The 15,213-nt window shown below is 70.0% G+C and carries 10 protein-coding genes and 2 CRISPR repeat arrays (1 of these 12 only partly in view); all 10 genes read left to right on the top strand.

Going from position 1 to position 15,213, the window contains the following annotated elements:
* The first annotated feature begins 86 nt into the window (after positions 1-86).
* The 10 genes from IF55_RS14980 to cas2e all read left to right on the top strand — a co-directional run bounded on the left by IF55_RS14980 (position 87) and on the right by cas2e (position 14,172).
* On the top strand, positions 87-1,469 hold the full coding sequence (locus IF55_RS14980; RefSeq protein ID WP_030885834.1) for an L-serine ammonia-lyase: 1,383 nt from the start codon (positions 87-89) through the stop codon (positions 1,467-1,469).
* A 150-nt stretch (positions 1,470-1,619) separates the two neighbouring features.
* Positions 1,620-2,258 carry a hypothetical protein gene (locus IF55_RS14975; protein WP_030885831.1) on the top strand — a complete coding sequence of 213 codons (639 nt, stop codon included), beginning with the start codon at positions 1,620-1,622 and terminating at the stop codon, positions 2,256-2,258.
* Between the two features lie 174 nt (positions 2,259-2,432).
* Positions 2,433-3,072: a CRISPR direct-repeat array (repeat unit 29 nt; unit sequence GGGTCCAGCCCCGCGTGCGCGGGGACCAC).
* Between the two features lie 950 nt (positions 3,073-4,022).
* Positions 4,023-4,214 (top strand): hypothetical protein, encoded by a 192-nt coding sequence (locus IF55_RS39360; protein WP_157854438.1) that lies wholly within the window; start codon positions 4,023-4,025, stop codon positions 4,212-4,214.
* Between the two features lie 147 nt (positions 4,215-4,361).
* Positions 4,362-9,116, top strand: a complete 4,755-nt coding sequence (gene casA / locus IF55_RS14970; protein WP_048831988.1) for a type I-E CRISPR-associated protein Cse1/CasA — start codon at positions 4,362-4,364, stop codon at positions 9,114-9,116.
* Positions 9,113-10,069, top strand: coding sequence for a type I-E CRISPR-associated protein Cse2/CasB (gene casB, locus IF55_RS40585; protein WP_051776187.1), 957 nt, complete (start codon positions 9,113-9,115; stop codon positions 10,067-10,069). Before casA ends, casB begins: the two co-directional genes overlap by 4 nt.
* 108 nt (positions 10,070-10,177) lie before the next feature.
* Complete coding sequence (gene cas7e, locus IF55_RS14960; protein WP_030885826.1) at positions 10,178-11,386, top strand: type I-E CRISPR-associated protein Cas7/Cse4/CasC; 1,209 nt, start codon at positions 10,178-10,180, stop codon at positions 11,384-11,386.
* On the top strand, positions 11,383-12,135 hold the full coding sequence (gene cas5e, locus IF55_RS14955) for a type I-E CRISPR-associated protein Cas5/CasD (RefSeq protein WP_030885823.1): 753 nt from the start codon (positions 11,383-11,385) through the stop codon (positions 12,133-12,135). Before cas7e ends, cas5e begins: the two co-directional genes overlap by 4 nt.
* Entirely contained in the window at positions 12,135-12,863 is a 729-nt protein-coding gene (gene cas6e, locus IF55_RS14950) for a type I-E CRISPR-associated protein Cas6/Cse3/CasE (protein ID WP_030885820.1), read from the top strand. Before cas5e ends, cas6e begins: the two co-directional genes overlap by 1 nt.
* Positions 12,860-13,813, top strand: coding sequence for a type I-E CRISPR-associated endonuclease Cas1e (gene cas1e / locus IF55_RS14945; protein ID WP_030885817.1), 954 nt, complete (start codon positions 12,860-12,862; stop codon positions 13,811-13,813). The genes cas6e and cas1e overlap by 4 nt, the downstream gene beginning before the upstream one ends.
* The gene (gene cas2e / locus IF55_RS14940) at positions 13,810-14,172 is read left to right on the top strand and encodes a type I-E CRISPR-associated endoribonuclease Cas2e (RefSeq protein ID WP_030885815.1); all 363 of its coding nucleotides are present in this window, start codon (positions 13,810-13,812) and stop codon (positions 14,170-14,172) included. The genes cas1e and cas2e overlap by 4 nt, the downstream gene beginning before the upstream one ends.
* 101 nt (positions 14,173-14,273) lie before the next feature.
* Positions 14,274-15,213: a CRISPR direct-repeat array (repeat unit 29 nt; unit sequence GTGGTCCCCGCGCACGCGGGGCTGTTCCC); it runs 65 nt beyond the window's last position.

Here is a 15,213-nt window from a genome sequence, read left to right as displayed (position 1 = left end):
CCGCGGCGGCGTCCCTCACCAGGACACCGCTCGCGGCACAGCAGTGCCCGCACCACCCACCACGAGCAGACAAGGGGTCCGCCACCGTGGCCATCTCCGTCTTCGATCTCTTCTCCATCGGCATCGGCCCCTCCAGTTCGCACACGGTCGGCCCCATGCGCGCGGCCCGGATGTTCGCGCGCAGGCTCAAGAACGAAGGCGTGCTCGCCCACACCACGTCAGTGCGGGCGGAGCTCTTCGGCTCCCTCGGCGCGACCGGACACGGCCACGGCACCCCCAAGGCCGTACTCCTCGGGCTGGAGGGCCACTCCCCGCGCAGCGTGAACGTCGAGACCGCGGACGACGAGGTCGACCGCATCCGGCGGACCAAGCGGCTGCGGCTGCTCGGCGCGGAGATCGGCGACGCCCACGAGATCGACTTCGACGAGCCCAACCAGCTCATCCTGCACCGCCGCCGCTCCCTGCCGTACCACGCCAACGGCATGACCCTCTTCGCGTACGACGAGGACGGTCTGCCGCTCCTGGAGAAGACCTACTACTCGGTGGGCGGCGGCTTCGTCGTGGACGAGGACGCGGTCGGCGAGGACCGCATCAAGCTGGACGACACGGTGCTGAAGTATCCTTTCCGCACTGGTGACGAGCTGCTGCGCCGCTCCCGGGAGACGGGCCTGTCGATCTCGGCCCTGATGCTGGAGAACGAGAAGGCGTGGCGCACCGAGGAAGAGATCCGCGCCGGTCTGCTGGAGATCTGGGGCGTCATGCAGGCGTGCGTCTCGCGCGGCATGTCCCGCGAGGGCATCCTCCCCGGCGGCCTCAAGGTCCGCCGCCGCGCCGCCCACTCCGCCCGCCAACTGCGCGCCGAGGGCGAACCCGCCGCTCGCGCCATGGAGTGGACCACCCTCTACGCCATGGCCGTGAACGAGGAGAACGCCGCCGGTGGCCGCGTCGTCACCGCCCCCACCAACGGCGCCGCCGGCATCATCCCCGCCGTCCTGCACTACTACGTGAACTTCGTGCCCGGCGCCGACGAGGACGGCGTCGTCCGCTTCCTCCTCGCCGCCAGCGCCATCGGCATGCTCTTCAAGGAGAACGCCTCCATCTCCGGCGCCGAGGTCGGCTGCCAGGGCGAGGTCGGCTCCGCCTGCTCCATGGCCGCCGGCGGTCTCGCCGAGGTCCTCGGCGGCTCCCCCGAACAGGTCGAGAACGCCGCCGAGATCGGCATGGAACACAACCTCGGCCTCACCTGCGACCCCGTCGGCGGCCTCGTCCAGATCCCCTGCATCGAACGCAACGGCATGGCCGCCGTCAAAGCCGTCACCGCCGCCCGCATGGCCCTCCGCGGCGACGGCCGCCACCACGTCTCCCTCGACAAGGTCATAAAAACCATGAAGGAGACGGGCGCCGACATGAAGGTGAAGTACAAGGAGACGGCGCGGGGCGGGCTGGCGGTCAACGTTATTGAGTGCTGACTGGCGAGCCGACTGACCTGCCTGCCTCTGCATGCCGAACGGCCGTCTCCGACCGCCACGTCTGCCGTAGCTCGGCGGCGGATACGATCTCGCAGTTCACGTTGGGTGGGGGTTGGGGGCGGGGTGCTTTGGTGGAGGCGTAACTGGCTGGTGTGGCGCGTCAGGGCGAAGGGAATCTGGGAGACGCCACTGGGCTGCGTCGGGCTTGCCGCACTGACCGTGGGCATCCCGGCCGGCATCATGATCGCGGTGGTGTGCGCTGAGACGACGCCGAAAGAGGCCGACCAGACGCTCACCAGCCACAGCAGTCTGATCGGGCTGTGCGAACTCCCGCCCAGGTATTTCACCGAGAGCGCCCCGCGGACGGAAACCGGCCCGGCTCCGATCTGGCTGTATCACCAGCAGAACGGCGGAAACCCCGGCCGCGCGCGGATCGTCCTGGACGCCCTCCCCGACAGCCCTCACCTCACCTGGCGGGAACACGACGTCCGCCGGGTGCAGTTGGTCGGCTGTACGGGCATCGACAAGGACGACCACCGCGACAGCGGAAAGCGGTGCACGTACGCCGATCGCACCGTCCCCCTCCGAACCGGCAGGTACCTCCTGGAGCTCCGCGAGGCCGCCACGGGCCGCCTCACAGCCCGCGGGAGAGTAGAACCCGCAAATCCTCAGTGCCCATCGGCAGAAGATTTCAAGGCATACGGGGAGACGCTGAGCAAGGCCTTCGCCACGCCCACTGCCGAGGAATACGCCACCGCCTTCGAAGAACTGGCCAGGGAAAAAAGATGAAGGGCCAGAACTCCTCCGGCAGGCCGTTGTTCGCCTGTCGGCGAGGTTCGGGATTCCGTCGTCCGCACTGGGCGCACTCCCTTCACGAACCCGCAGGGCTCCGGGCACGGAAGGACGAAGGTTTCGCGTGCGCGGGGACCACTCCGTTCGGGTGCCGCGGTGCGTCCAGGTCGCGGGAACAGCCCCGCGTGTACGGGGACCACGCACGTCTGCTCTTCGTACTCCGAGCCTCCGGGGGGAACAGCCCCGCGTGCGCGGGGACCACGAGCAAGGCGCTCAAGGCGGTGGCCTGATGGCGGGAACAGCCCCGCGTGTGCGGGGACCACGGTCACCAATCGTCGCCCTTGGTCGGGGGCGTGGTAACAGCCCCGCGTGCGCGGGGACCACCCGCTCATGGCCTTCAACCAGGCAACGCACTTGGGTCCAGCCCCGCGTGCGCGGGGACCACGCCGGGCCGACAGGCGGGTTATCTGCGGGCGGGGGTCCAGCCCCGCGTGCGCGGGGACCACTTGCGGTGGAGGCGGCGGATCTTCGTAGCGGTGGGTCCAGCCCCGCGTGCGCGGGGACCACACGCCTCCCAGGCTGACGAGGTCTTCCAGGCCGGGTCCAGCCCCGCGTGCGCGGGGACCACGACCCATGATCACAAAAGCCGATTGTTATGCGGGGTCCAGCCCCGCGTGCGCGGGGACCACTGCAGTTTGCGCCATTTTCCTGGACCGGAGCAGGGTCCAGCCCCGCGTGCGCGGGGACCACGACAGGGTCGTCGGACCGGCCGTGTACCGGCGGGGTCCAGCCCCGCGTGCGCGGGGACCACAGGCGCCGACCTGCAGTTTCATTCCATGAGAGACCAGATTTTACCCACTAAGACAGACTCCGGCATTTGCCGCATTCCACTCCTAGATTGCACCTTGCGCCGGTTCGCAGATCTTGGCGGTCAGGCCGATGCGGTGACGAGTGGAAGGGTAGTGCCATGCACCACCCGGGGAATCAGTGCCGACTCCTCCACGACACCCTGGAGGGGTTCAAGCAAGCCCCAAACTGCTCCCATTCCCACGAACGAGCGAGTCCCCTCGTGAGCGGCTTGCCAGAAGTGGTTACTGTCATCTTCTGCAGTCAGCCGCAAACAGGAGAGTATGGATTGCCCCCGCCCCCGCGGGGCTGTCCCATGGGGAGGCAGCGGCCCCAGGTGACGTTCACAGTGATCCCCGCGCATGCGGGGCCGTCTGCTCACCCCGGCCGACGCGCGCAGACCTTACGTCTTGCCCGTCCGCGCAGGGTGGCTTCCGCCTCGTGCGGCTGAACTTCCACCACACCGGAAGCGCGTACGAAGATCCCATCAGGTTCGAGGCTGTGGCAAAGCCCTTCTCACATCCGGGAGAGATGGGTCTCGCGGCGCCTGACACACCTTCGGTGATTGGGCTGATGACGCCTGTGCGTTCGGAAGTGGTTCACAGGAGACTCGTCGGCAGGCACCCCTATCCGGACGGACCGCGAAAGCACCACGGCGACCCCAATGGAGCTGCGCGTCGAGTTGCAGCACGAAGGTGAACTGGGGAGGGCAGCGGACCTAGGTGGCGTGGATCCCAGAGACTCAACAAGCGCGGCACGCACGGGACTTCATGTGCGCTACGCTCCCCACTCGGGTCGCCAGAGCGGTCCTCACGTTGATACGCGTGGGGCCCGCTCCCCCTCGTGCCAGCGAGGAAAGGCGGGCCCCAGTCAGTTCCTAACGCCTGAACAGCAGGAACGAGAAGGATTTTACCAATGCGCCATCAAGACGTGAGTGGCCACACCCCCGAACCGCCCCCGCACGCCAGCACCGTCAGGCTGATCGTCGCCGCCCTTACCGCCGCCCCGGCTACGCCGCCGCAAGCGCCATGGCTGTGGGGAGCGGTCGTGGTCGTGGTCGTAGTGCTCGTACTGGTCGACTCCAGGCCCTCGACGCGCCGAGCTTGACCCGAGCGGCAGGGCTGGCCGACACCGGAGTCATCCGGTGTCGGCCGGCACGGCTGGAACCGCGCCCCCTTACACCGGTTCCGGGCACCGCGAGAGGGCTTTTGGCGTATCGGTTCCGGAGGAGGGTTCGGGATGTCTGATGCTTCTATGAGTGTGGCGGCTGAGGCCCATTCCTCGGCGTTTCAGGGGTTGCCCTCGGCGGCGCGGGTGGTGTGGGCGAAGCATGACCGTAAGACGGAGGGCTGGCTTCCGTTGTGGCGGCACATGGCTGACAGTGCGGCTGTGGCTGGGGAGTTGTGGGAGCGGTGGGTGCCCCGGTCGGTCAGGGGGCTGGTGGCTGAGGCCTTGCCGGGCGGGGAGGAAGATGCCCTTCGGCTGGCGCGGTTCCTCGCAGGGGTGCACGACGTAGGAAAAGCCACGCCCGCCTTTGCCTGCCAGGTCGAATCTCTTGCTGTGGGCATGCGGGATGCCGGGCTCGACATGCTGACCATGAAGGAGTACGGGACGGACCGTCGTCTGGCGCCGCATGGGCTGGCCGGGCAGTTGCTGTTGCAGGAGTGGCTGGAGGAACGGTTCGGGCTCGCGGGCCGGGTGTCCGGGCAGTTCGCGGTTGTTGTGGGTGGGCATCATGGGGTACCACCGGAGCATCAGCACATTCACGATCTCCAGCTCCGTCCTCATCTTCTGCGGCATCCCGGCACGGCTGAACAACGTTGGCGCGAGGTGCAGTTCTCGCTGATGGACGCGTGCGCGCAGGCCGCCGGGGTGACGGACCGGTTCGAGCGGTGGGCGGGGGTGCGGCTGCCGCAGACGGCGCAGGTGCTGCTGTCCTCGGTGGTGATCGTCTCCGACTGGATCGCGAGTGCGCCGGAGCTCTTCCCGTACGACCCGGAGTCGTGGCAACCGGCCGGTGCGGTCGGAGAACAGCGGCGGTTGCGGGCCGCCTGGGTGGGACTGGATCTACCGGGACCGTGGAAGCCGGAGGTGCCGCAGGAGCCAGTGTCGGAGCTGTTCGCGGTGCGTTTCCCGAAGTTGCGGGGCTTCGAAGTGCGCCCGGTGCAGGTCGAGGCCGTACGGGCGGCGCGCGCGATGCCCGAGCCGGGCCTGTTGGTGATCGAAGCGCCCATGGGAGAGGGCAAGACGGAGGCCGCGCTGGCCGCTTCGGAGGTGCTCGCCGCGCGGTCGGGGGCGGGCGGGGTGCTGGTGGCGCTGCCGACGCGGGCGACCAGCGATGCGATGTTCGGCCGCTTGACGGGGTGGCTGGATGCGCTTCCGTGCGAGGAGGACGCTTCGCTGTCGGTCGTACTCGCGCACGCCAAGGCTGCCTTGAACGGCACGTGGAGCGGCATGCTGCGCGAAGGACGGCGGGCCATCACCGCGGTCGATCCGGACGGGGAGGCCGAGGGCGCGGCCATCGGTGGCCGGCCGGCGGGACTGCACGCGCACGCGTGGTTGCGGGGGCGGAAGAAGCAGCTCCTGGCGTCGTTCGCGGTGGGGACGATCGATCAGGTGCTGTTCGCCGGGCTGAAGAGTCGGCACCTGGCGCTGCGGCACCTGGCGGTGGCCGGCAAGGTCGTGATCATTGACGAGGTGCACGCCTACGACGCGTACATGAGCCGGTATCTGGAGCGGGTACTGGAGTGGCTGGCGGCCTACCGCGTACCCGTGGTCCTGCTGTCCGCGACGCTCCCGGCAGAGCGCCGACGCGCACTGGCCGCCGCGTACGCGGGGAAGTCCGGGGCCGCGCGGATCGAGACCGACGCCGACGCCTACCCCTTGGTGACTGCGGCGTCGCCGGGCTGCCAGACCGTGAGCGTACGTCCGCAGGCGGCCTCGGAGCGCCGCACCGAGGTGGTGGTGGAGCGGTTCGACGACGACGTGAGGAAGTTGGCCGACCGGTTGGCGGAGGAACTGGCCGACGGGGGCTGTGCGCTGGTCGTCCGCAACACGGTGGCCCGGGTGCTGGAAGCGGCGGAGGGGCTGCGCGAGAGGTTCGGGAACGAGGCGGTGACGGTCGCGCACTCCCGTTTCCTGGCTGCTGACCGGGCGGCGAAGGACGCGGACCTGGTGCGGCGGTTCGGACCGGGCAGCGACGAACGCCCCCGCCGGCATGTGGTGGTGGCCAGCCAGGTGGTCGAGCAGTCGCTGGATGTCGACTTCGACCTGCTGGTCACCGACTTGGCACCGGTCGACCTGGTCCTGCAACGCATGGGACGGCTGCACCGGCACCCGAGGTCTCGCCCAGCCCGGCTGCGCCAGGCACGGTGCCTGATCACCGGAGTGGAGGACTGGCAGGCCACGCCTCCCCTCCCCGTCAAGGGCTCGCAGGCGGTCTACGAGGGCGATTTCACGCTGTTGGCCTCGCTGGCCGTGCTCGGTCCGTACCTGGACGGCGCGCCCCTGTGCCTGCCGACGGACATCAGCCCGCTGGTGCAGCGGGCGTACGGCGCCGATCTCGCGGTACCGCAGCCGTGGGCACAGGCGCTGGAGGAGGCGCGGGCAGTGCACACGAAGATGCTGGACAGAAAGCGGGAGGCGGCGGAGGGCTTTCTCCTGGGGCCGGTACGGCGGGCTGGACGGCCGGTGTACGGGTGGCTGGAAGCGCAGGCCGGGGACACCGACGACACCGGTGAGGGCCGGGCGCAGGTGCGCGATACCGAGGAGTCCCTGGAGGTCCTCGTCGTCCAACGCCGCACGGACGGGCACCTGGCCACCGTGCCGTGGTTGCCCGACGATACGGAAGGCCCGCGTGGTGGTCTCGTTCTGCCAACTGATTTCCCGCCCGGGCGGCGTGCGGCAGAAGCGGTGGCGGCGAGTTCTCTTACCCTGCCCCCAATCTTCAGCAAGCTCTGGATGATCGACCCCACCATCGCTGAGCTGGAGACCGTGCTGATTCCGGCCTGGCAGGTGAAGGAATGCCCGTGGCTGGACGGGGAGTTGCTTCTCGTTCTGGACGAGAAATGTCAGACCCACCTGTCAGGCTTCACTCTCCAGTACAGCCCCGCCGAAGGACTGCGGTGCGAGCCAGCCGCACCATCCGATACCGACCCGCCGGCGGACGGCGGGTGGGTCTCGCTGGCGGGCGGCGGGGGCGATGGAGGGGACGGTCGGAGTGAGCAGGCGGAGAACGAGGGTCGTGGTGCCGAGTACGTTACGGCGCCGCGGGGATGGCAGGGCGGTGTGGTGACCAGGGAGCGGTCGGCGGAGGATGGCCCCGCCTCCTTCAATCTGGTCTCCGAGCCGTGGCTGCCCGTACAGCGGCAGGACGGGTCGGTGGGAGAGGTCTCTCTTACCGGGCTGTTCGCCGAGGCCGGCGAGATTCGTCGCATGGTGGGGGATCTGCCGACCCAGGAGATCGCTCTGCTGCGGCTGCTGCTGGCTATCGCCTACGACGCGTTGGCGGACGTCCACGGCGCCGCGTTCCCGGGCACGCTGGAGGACTGGGAGGAGCTGTGGCTGTCCGGCGATCCGTTCGCCGAGGTGCCCGCCTATCTCGAACGTCACCGTGACCGCTTCGACCTTTTCCATCCGGAGCAGCCCTTCTACCAGGTGGCCGGGCTGCGGACCGGCAAGGACGAGCTGGCTCCGCTCAGCCGCATCGTCACGGACGTCCCCGTCGGCTCGGTGTTCTTCAGCATGCGGCGACCCGGCGTCGACAGCATCCCGTACGCGGAAGCGGCCCGCTGGCTGGTGCACGCCCACGCCTTCGACACCTCCGGCATCAAGTCGGCCCTGGCCGGCGACGAGAAGCGCGCGAAGGCGGGAAAGGTCTATCCACTGGGAGTAGGTTCCCTGGGAAATCTGGGCGGCATCTTCGCCGAGGGCGACTCGCTGCGCGAGACGCTGCTGCTGAACCTCCTCGCTCCCGATGAACTCGACCTCGTACAGGACAACGCCGAGGACGACCGTCCCGTGTGGCGCGGCCCGCCGTCCGGAGCCGCGCCGCGTGACTCCGGACGTCCGCTGGGGCTGCGCGACCTGTATACGTGGCAGTCCCGGCGGCTGCGGCTGCACCCGGAGAACGGCGAGGTGACCGGCGTCGTTCTCGGCTACGGGGACCCGCTCGCTCTCGCGTCCCCCTGGAAGCTGGAACCCATGACGGCCTGGCGCCGCAGCCCCACCCAGGAGAAGAAGCAGCAGCGCGGGCTGGTGTACATGCCCAAGAGGCACGACCCCGACAAGGCCGCCTGGCGCGGCCTGGCCGCCCTCCTCCCCGCACGCCAAGGCACAGATGAGAGGGGAAAGAAGGGGGAAGCACCCCTTGAACTGCGCTCGGGCATCAGCCGGTGGTTCACCCAAGTGATCACAGAGGGGGACGTGGCCCCCGGCAAGCTGGTGCGGCTGCGCCTCGTCGGGGCCGTCTACGGCACACAGCAGTCGGTGGTGGACGAGATCGTGGACGACTCCGTCGTCCTCCCGGTAATCACCCTGCACGAGAAGAACCCGGTGTACGGCGCCGCGGCCCTGGACGGCGTCCAGTGGGCCGAGGGCGCCGTCATCGCCCTGGGGCAACTCGCCGCAAACCTCGCGCGGGCCGCCGGGAGCGACCCCGCCCCGCCCTCCGGCGCCGCGCGGGACGCAGGGTTCGGCGCGCTCGACGGCCCTTACCGGACGTGGCTGAGGGACCTGCTGTCCTATCCCGACCTGGAGACGGCGCGCCAGGCGTGGAAGGCCATCGTGCGCAGGCACATCGCGCGCCTGGGCCGCGAGTTGCTCGCTTCCGCCGGACCGGCGGCGGACGAGGGACGCATGGCCGAACTCCCCGGCCTCGGCCCCCGATGGGTGGACGCCGGCCGGGCCAACGTGTGGTTCGCCGGGCGCCTGAACAAGGTGCTGGGCCCGGCCGCCGACAAGCCCCGCACCGACCGCTTCCCCGACGGCCCCCGGAAAGGCGACTCATGACCAGCAGCACGGGCCACACCTCGTACGTGCCGGAGGCGAGTGCGGATGCGGATGCGGATGCGCATGCGACCGAGCGCAGCGTCGCCCTGGTGCAGCGCGCCGCCCGCCATACCATCGGCCGTCTGCAGAGCGGCTACCGCCAGGACGTCGCCTTCGCGGTGGCCGCCGTCGCGCGGCTGCGGCGCGAGGCGGGCCGCGATCCGCACGCCTCCCCCACCGCGTGGGGGCTCGACGACCTGGAAGACCTCTCCTACCTGCGGGACAAGGCGAAGCAGGGGGCGCAGGAACGCGAAGAGGGCCGGGCCGCACCGGAGCACCTCTCGGCCCGCGCGCGGCGACGGACCGAGGCCCGTCAGGAGCAGGAGGAACAGGCCGTCCACCTGGCGGTGACCCTCTGGGCCCTGCACCAGCAGTCCATCCGCGACGCCTCGATGCACCAGAGCGGCTGGTACCTCGGGCGCTCGGTGCGGCGGCTCGCCCACGGCAGGACCGGCACCCAGGACCCGCGCCAGGGCGAGACGCCCGACGCTGGGGAAGGCGGTTCCGAAGACCGCAGCCCCGGGGAGGGCGGTTCCGAAGACCGCAACCCCGGGAAGGGCGGTTCCGAAGACCGCAGCCCCGGAGCCAGCGGCCCCGGAGAAGGCGGTTCCGAGGGCGGTGGGTCCCGGTCCGAGCGGCAGCCCGTCGAGGACGCCAACGAGGCAATCCGCAAACGTTTCGTCCGGCTCGGCACGTCGACGGACTTCGACACCCTCAGCGGACGCCTGCGCCAGATCGTGCTCCTGCTGCGAACCGCACGCATCCCCCTGGACTATGGCTACCTCGCGGGCCAGCTCTGGCTCTGGCAGAACGAACCGCTCCAGGACGGCGTACGCCGCGCCTGGGGACGCGAGTTCCACCTCACGTACGCCGCGCAGTCCCCGGCCGACGGGGCCGACGCCGACGCAGTGTGACGCCCCCTCAGAGCGCGCACCACCGGCCACGACTCCGGGGACACCCCGCCCCTCCACACGTCATCCGACGGGCCCGACGAGCAGGGCCGCGAGCAGAATGGATCCACGGTGACCCGAACCATCCTCGACATCCATATCCTCCAGACCGTCCCTCCGAGCAATCTCAATAGGGACGACACAGGTACCCCCAAATCGGCCGTTTTCGGCGGGGTACGGCGTGCTCGTGTGTCCAGCCAGGCATGGAAGCGCGCTACCCGGCGGGCGTTCCAGGACCTCCTGCCGCCGACGGAACTGGGCGTGCGGACCAAGAAGGTGGCCGCCGCGCTGGCCGAACGGATCGTCGCGCGGGACACGGCATTGGAGCCGGTAGCCGTGCAGCTCGCCACCCAGGTACTCACGGCCGCGACCGGCTCGGCCATCAAGGACCCCCTCCGCAAGTCCAAGGCCGCCAGCGGCGAGGAGAGCCCCGAGGCTCCCGAGTCGTCTTACCTGATGTTCCTGAGCAGTCGGCAGTTGGACGCTCTCGCCGAGCTGGCCATGATGGAAGACGACGCCGAGGACCCGACCCCGGAGGCACTTGCCAAGTACCTCAAGGACAAGGAGAACAAAGCCCGCGCCAGGCAGGCCGTCGACTCCCAGCACTCGGTCGACATCGCGCTGTTCGGCAGGATGGTCGCCGACTCCGCCGATCTGAACGTGGACGCGGCCACGCAGGTGGCCCACGCCCTCAGCGTGCACAAGTCGGATATCGAGTCCGACTACTACACGGCGGTCGACGACCGCAGCCGGGAGGACGAGAGCGGCGCGGGAATGATCGGCACCATCGACTTCAACTCCGCCACGCTCTACCGCTACGCCGCCGTGGACGTCGACCGGCTGCGGCGCAACCTCGGGGACGGGCTGCGCGACAACGAGTCGCCCACCACGCCGGTGGAGAAGGCGGTCGGGGCCTTTCTGGAAGCGTTCATCACCTCTCTGCCGACCGGGAAGATCAACACCTTCGGCAACCACACTCTCCCCTCGGCCGTGCTCGTCAAGGTGCGCGACCGCTGGCCCGTCAGCTTCGTAGGCGCCTTCGAGGAGCCGGTGCCCAAGACCTCGGCCGGCGGTTACCTGCGCCAGAGCTGCCGCAGGTTGGCCGAGTTCGTACCCGAGCTGGAGCGCCAGTACGGGATCACCGACCCGGAACAGAGCTGGGTGTTCCGGGTAGGCGAAGAGACCAGTGCCCTCGGCGAACTCGGCACGGAAGTCTCCCTGGCCACGCTCGTGAATGAGGTCTCGGAGGCGGTGGGCCGGCGGCTGGGGCGTGGCGCATGACCACGCTGCTGCTCCGGCTGGCGGGCCCGATGCAGTCCTGGGGTTCTGCCGCGCGCTTCGCCCGCCGCAGTACGGAGAACGCCCCCACCAAGAGCGGGGTGCTCGGTCTGCTCGCCGCCGCGCAGGGCCGGCCCCGGGACGCTGACCTGTCCGACCTGGCCGCGCTGCGCTTCGGCGTGCGGATCGACCAACCCGGTTCCCGCATGCGGGACTTCCATACCGCGCACCACGCCGACTCCGGCAAGGCGATGCCGCTCTCGGAGCGTTATTACCTCGCCGACGCGGTGTTCGTCGCCGGTGTGGAGGGCGACGCCGCGCTGCTCCAACATCTGCATCAAGCGCTCCGGGCTCCGTACTACCTTCCGTATCTCGGGCGCCGCTCCTGCCCGCCGTCCAGGCCGGTGCTGATGGGCCCGCCCGCGGACATCTCCCTGGAGGACGCGCTGCGTGGCGTTCCATGGCAGGCGTCCCGCTGGTATGTACGGCAACTGGAGCGCGCTGCCGAGTACGGTGGCGGGTCTTCCGGAGCGGAACCGCTGGAGCTGCTGCTCGACTGCCCGCCGGGCGAGACGCCGCACCTGTCGCAGCGCGATACCCCGGTCCGCTTCGACCCCCGCCACCGACGCTACGAACTGCGCGGCCTGATCACCGACCGGGCCGCGCCCGCGTCCCACGACCCGACCGCCGGTCTACGGCCGGTGGGCCCTGGTGACGTGAGCACCACGGAGAGCTTCCCGAGGACCGACTGATGTACCTGACGCGCTTCCGCATCAACACCGCCCGCACCGAAGCCAGGCGGTTGCTGGGTTCACCGCACTTCATGCACGGCGCGGTCAACATGGCCTTCCCCACGCCCCCGCCCCTCCAGGAGCAGGGCCCCCGTGTGCTCTGGCGGCTCGACCACAGCCCCTCCGGCCGCCCCGACCTGTTCATCGTCAGCCCCGGCAAGCCGGACCTGACGCACCTCGTCGAGCAGGTGGGCTGGCCCAAGGCCGAAGAGCCGGGGTGGACGACGTTCGCCTACGCGGAATTCCTTGACACCCTCAAACAGGGAGACACCTGGGGCTTCCGCCTCACCGCCAACCCCGTCCACCACATCCGTAAACCAGGCAGCGCCGAGGGCACCCCCACCAAGCGGACCGCGCACCTGACCCCCAAACACCAGGTGCGGTGGCTCCTCGAACGTCAGAAGGCCGCCGGCTTCGAGATCACCCGTACGCCCGACGCGCGACGTCTGCTGCCCGGCACCGACGACGACCCCGGCGACGAGCACGAGGTGATCGTGCACAACCGGGTGCCCCATCAGTTCCGCAAACGCGAGCCCGGCTCCCGCGGCGACGTCCGGTTCGTGCGCGTCACCTTCGACGGCAGGCTGCGCATCACCGACCCCGACGCCCTCCGCCGCACGCTCACCCACGGACTGGGCAAAGCCAAGGCCTACGGCTGCGGCCTGATGACCCTGGCCCCGGCCCGATGAGCACCGTCAGCCGCCGGGCCGCCTCCACACCCCGCGAGCTCCACCGGGTCGGCGACCGGCTCTCCTTCGTCTACCTGGAGCGGTGCACCGTCCACCGCGACGACAACGCCATCACCGCCACGGACACCGAGGGCATCACCCACATCCCCGCCGCCACCATCGGAACGCTCCTGCTGGGCCCCGGCACCCGGGTCACCCACCAGGCCATGTCCGTACTCGGCGAGTGCGGAGCCGGAGTGGTGTGGGTGGGCGAGCACGGCGTGCGCTACTACGCCGGCGGCCGGGCGCTCACCCGCTCCTCCGCCCTCGCCGAAGCACACGCCACCGCCTGGGCGAACCGCCGCACGCGGCTGGAGGTCGCCCGCGACATGTACCGCCTGCGGTTCCCCGACGAGGACCCGGGCGGGCATAGCCGCGACGAACTGCTGCGCATGGAGGGCCGCCGCCTCAAGGAGTGCTATCGCCGCGAATCCGCCCGCACCGGAGTCCCCTGGCGACGCCGCGAATACCACCACGGCGACTTCTCCGCAGGCGACGCACCCAACCAGGGCGTGACCGCGGCCGCACAGTGCATGTACGGCATCGCGCACGCGGTGGTCACAGCCCTCGGCTGCTCACCGGCGCTCGGCTTCGTCCACTCCGGCCACGAACGCTCCTTCGTCCTGGACATCGCCGACCTCTACAAGACCGACATCGCCATTCCCGCCGCGTTCGACGCGGCTGCACACGGCCCCGACGACGTCGCCACCCGCACCCGACGAGCCCTGCGCGACCGCATCAACGAAACCGCCCTGCTCGACCGTTGCGTACGCGACATCAAGCAACTCCTACGCCACGACGAGCCCCAGACCGGCGAAGCGGCGGAAGCCCAAGACCGCGTCACCCTCCAGACCGACGGCGGCCTCCACCTCGAAGGCGGCCGCAACTACGGGGAAGAGCCCATCTGGTGACCGTCATCATCCTCGCCAACTGCCCCGCAGGACTCCGAGGCTTCCTCACCCGCTGGCTCCTCGAACTCTCCCCCGGCGTCTTCCTCGGCTCCCCCTCCGCTCGCGTACGGGACGTCCTGTGGGCCGAGGTACGCCAATACTCCGGCAAGGGCCGCGCCCTGCTCGCCTACCAGACCAACAACGAACAAGGCTTCACCTTCGAAACCCACGACCACGCCTGGCACCCCACCGACCACGAAGGACTCACCCTCCTCCGCCGCCCCAACCCCACCCAACCGCACAAGACCACCAGCCCGACCGACCCCCCGAAACAGGGCTGGAGCAAGGCGGCCAAGCGCCGCCGATTCGGACGAGGTTGAAATCAATTGGGCTATTTAATACCTGCATTGAAGCTATGCCGGAATCTGCGATAGTGGGTAAAATCCGCTGTCCAGCGCCATAAAACCCCAGGTCGCGCCCTGTGGTCCCCGCGCACGCGGGGCTGTTCCCGGGACGCTGCACCTGCCGAACCGCGAGCCGGTGTGGTCCCCGCGCACGCGGGGCTGTTCCCAGGTGCGTCGCCTGGTCGTACGCCATCAGCGGGTGGTCCCCGCGCACGCGGGGCTGTTCCCGCGGCCCCGATGGTGTGTCAGATGGAGGCGGAGTGGTCCCCGCGCACGCGGGGCTGTTCCCGACCCGTGGTCGTGGACACCCATCCCGGTGGTGTGGTCCCCGCGCACGCGGGGCTGTTCCCCGCTGCTCTGGTCCCCGGTCCACGGGGCACAGGTGGTCCCCGCGCACGCGGGGCTGTTCCCTCCGGCAGTGGAATTACCGGTCTGCCCAGGGCGTGGTCCCCGCGCACGCGGGGCTGTTCCCAGGTTCCAGGTGTGGCGGATGCTGGCGGCGTCGTGGTCCCCGCGCACGCGGGGCTGTTCCCAACGGCGGTGAGTGGATCGGCGCCGTCGTACGGTGGTCCCCGCGCACGCGGGGCTGTTCCCTTGAGGCCGTGGTGGAAGGGAGGCCGCAATCCGTGGTCCCCGCGCACGCGGGGCTGTTCCCCGCGACGCGATGGCGGGCGTGGCCTCTATGGGGTGGTCCCCGCGCACGCGGGGCTGTTCCCTGACCGGCCATATACGACCGTCTTCGACCGAGGTGGTCCCCGCGCACGCGGGGCTGTTCCCACACCGACACCGGCTACGGGCTTGCGCTCGCCGTGGTCCCCGCGCACGCGGGGCTGTTCCGTCTGATGCCCGTGTGACCGATGAGCTGATCGTGTGGTCCCCGCGCACGCGGGGCTGTTCCCACCGAAGAAATCAAAACGTTGGAGCTGGATTCGTGGTCCCCGCGCACGCGGGGCTGTTCCCGGTCGGCTGGTCCACGGTGCTATTCCGTCTCGGTGGTCCCCGCGCATGCGGGGCTGT

Origin of the sequence: Streptomyces varsoviensis (genome assembly GCF_000718635.1) — a bacterium.
Lineage (GTDB): Bacteria > Actinomycetota > Actinomycetes > Streptomycetales > Streptomycetaceae > Streptomyces > Streptomyces varsoviensis.
The sequence above is the reverse complement of the archived record's forward strand: the minus strand, read 5'-3'. Positions and strand labels throughout refer to the sequence as shown.

Bases quoted from the DNA above. Each gene is read 5' to 3' on its own strand.
- IF55_RS39360 (WP_157854438.1), top strand. From the start codon at position 4,023: ATGCGCCATCAAGACGTGAGTGGCCACACCCCCGAACCGCCCCCGCAC.
- casA (WP_048831988.1), top strand. From the start codon at position 4,362: ATGAGTGTGGCGGCTGAGGCCCATTCCTCGGCGTTTCAGGGGTTGCCC.
- casB (WP_051776187.1), top strand. From the start codon at position 9,113: ATGACCAGCAGCACGGGCCACACCTCGTACGTGCCGGAGGCGAGTGCG.
- cas5e (WP_030885823.1), top strand. From the start codon at position 11,383: ATGACCACGCTGCTGCTCCGGCTGGCGGGCCCGATGCAGTCCTGGGGT.
- cas6e (WP_030885820.1), top strand. From the start codon at position 12,135: ATGTACCTGACGCGCTTCCGCATCAACACCGCCCGCACCGAAGCCAGG.
- cas1e (WP_030885817.1), top strand. From the start codon at position 12,860: ATGAGCACCGTCAGCCGCCGGGCCGCCTCCACACCCCGCGAGCTCCAC.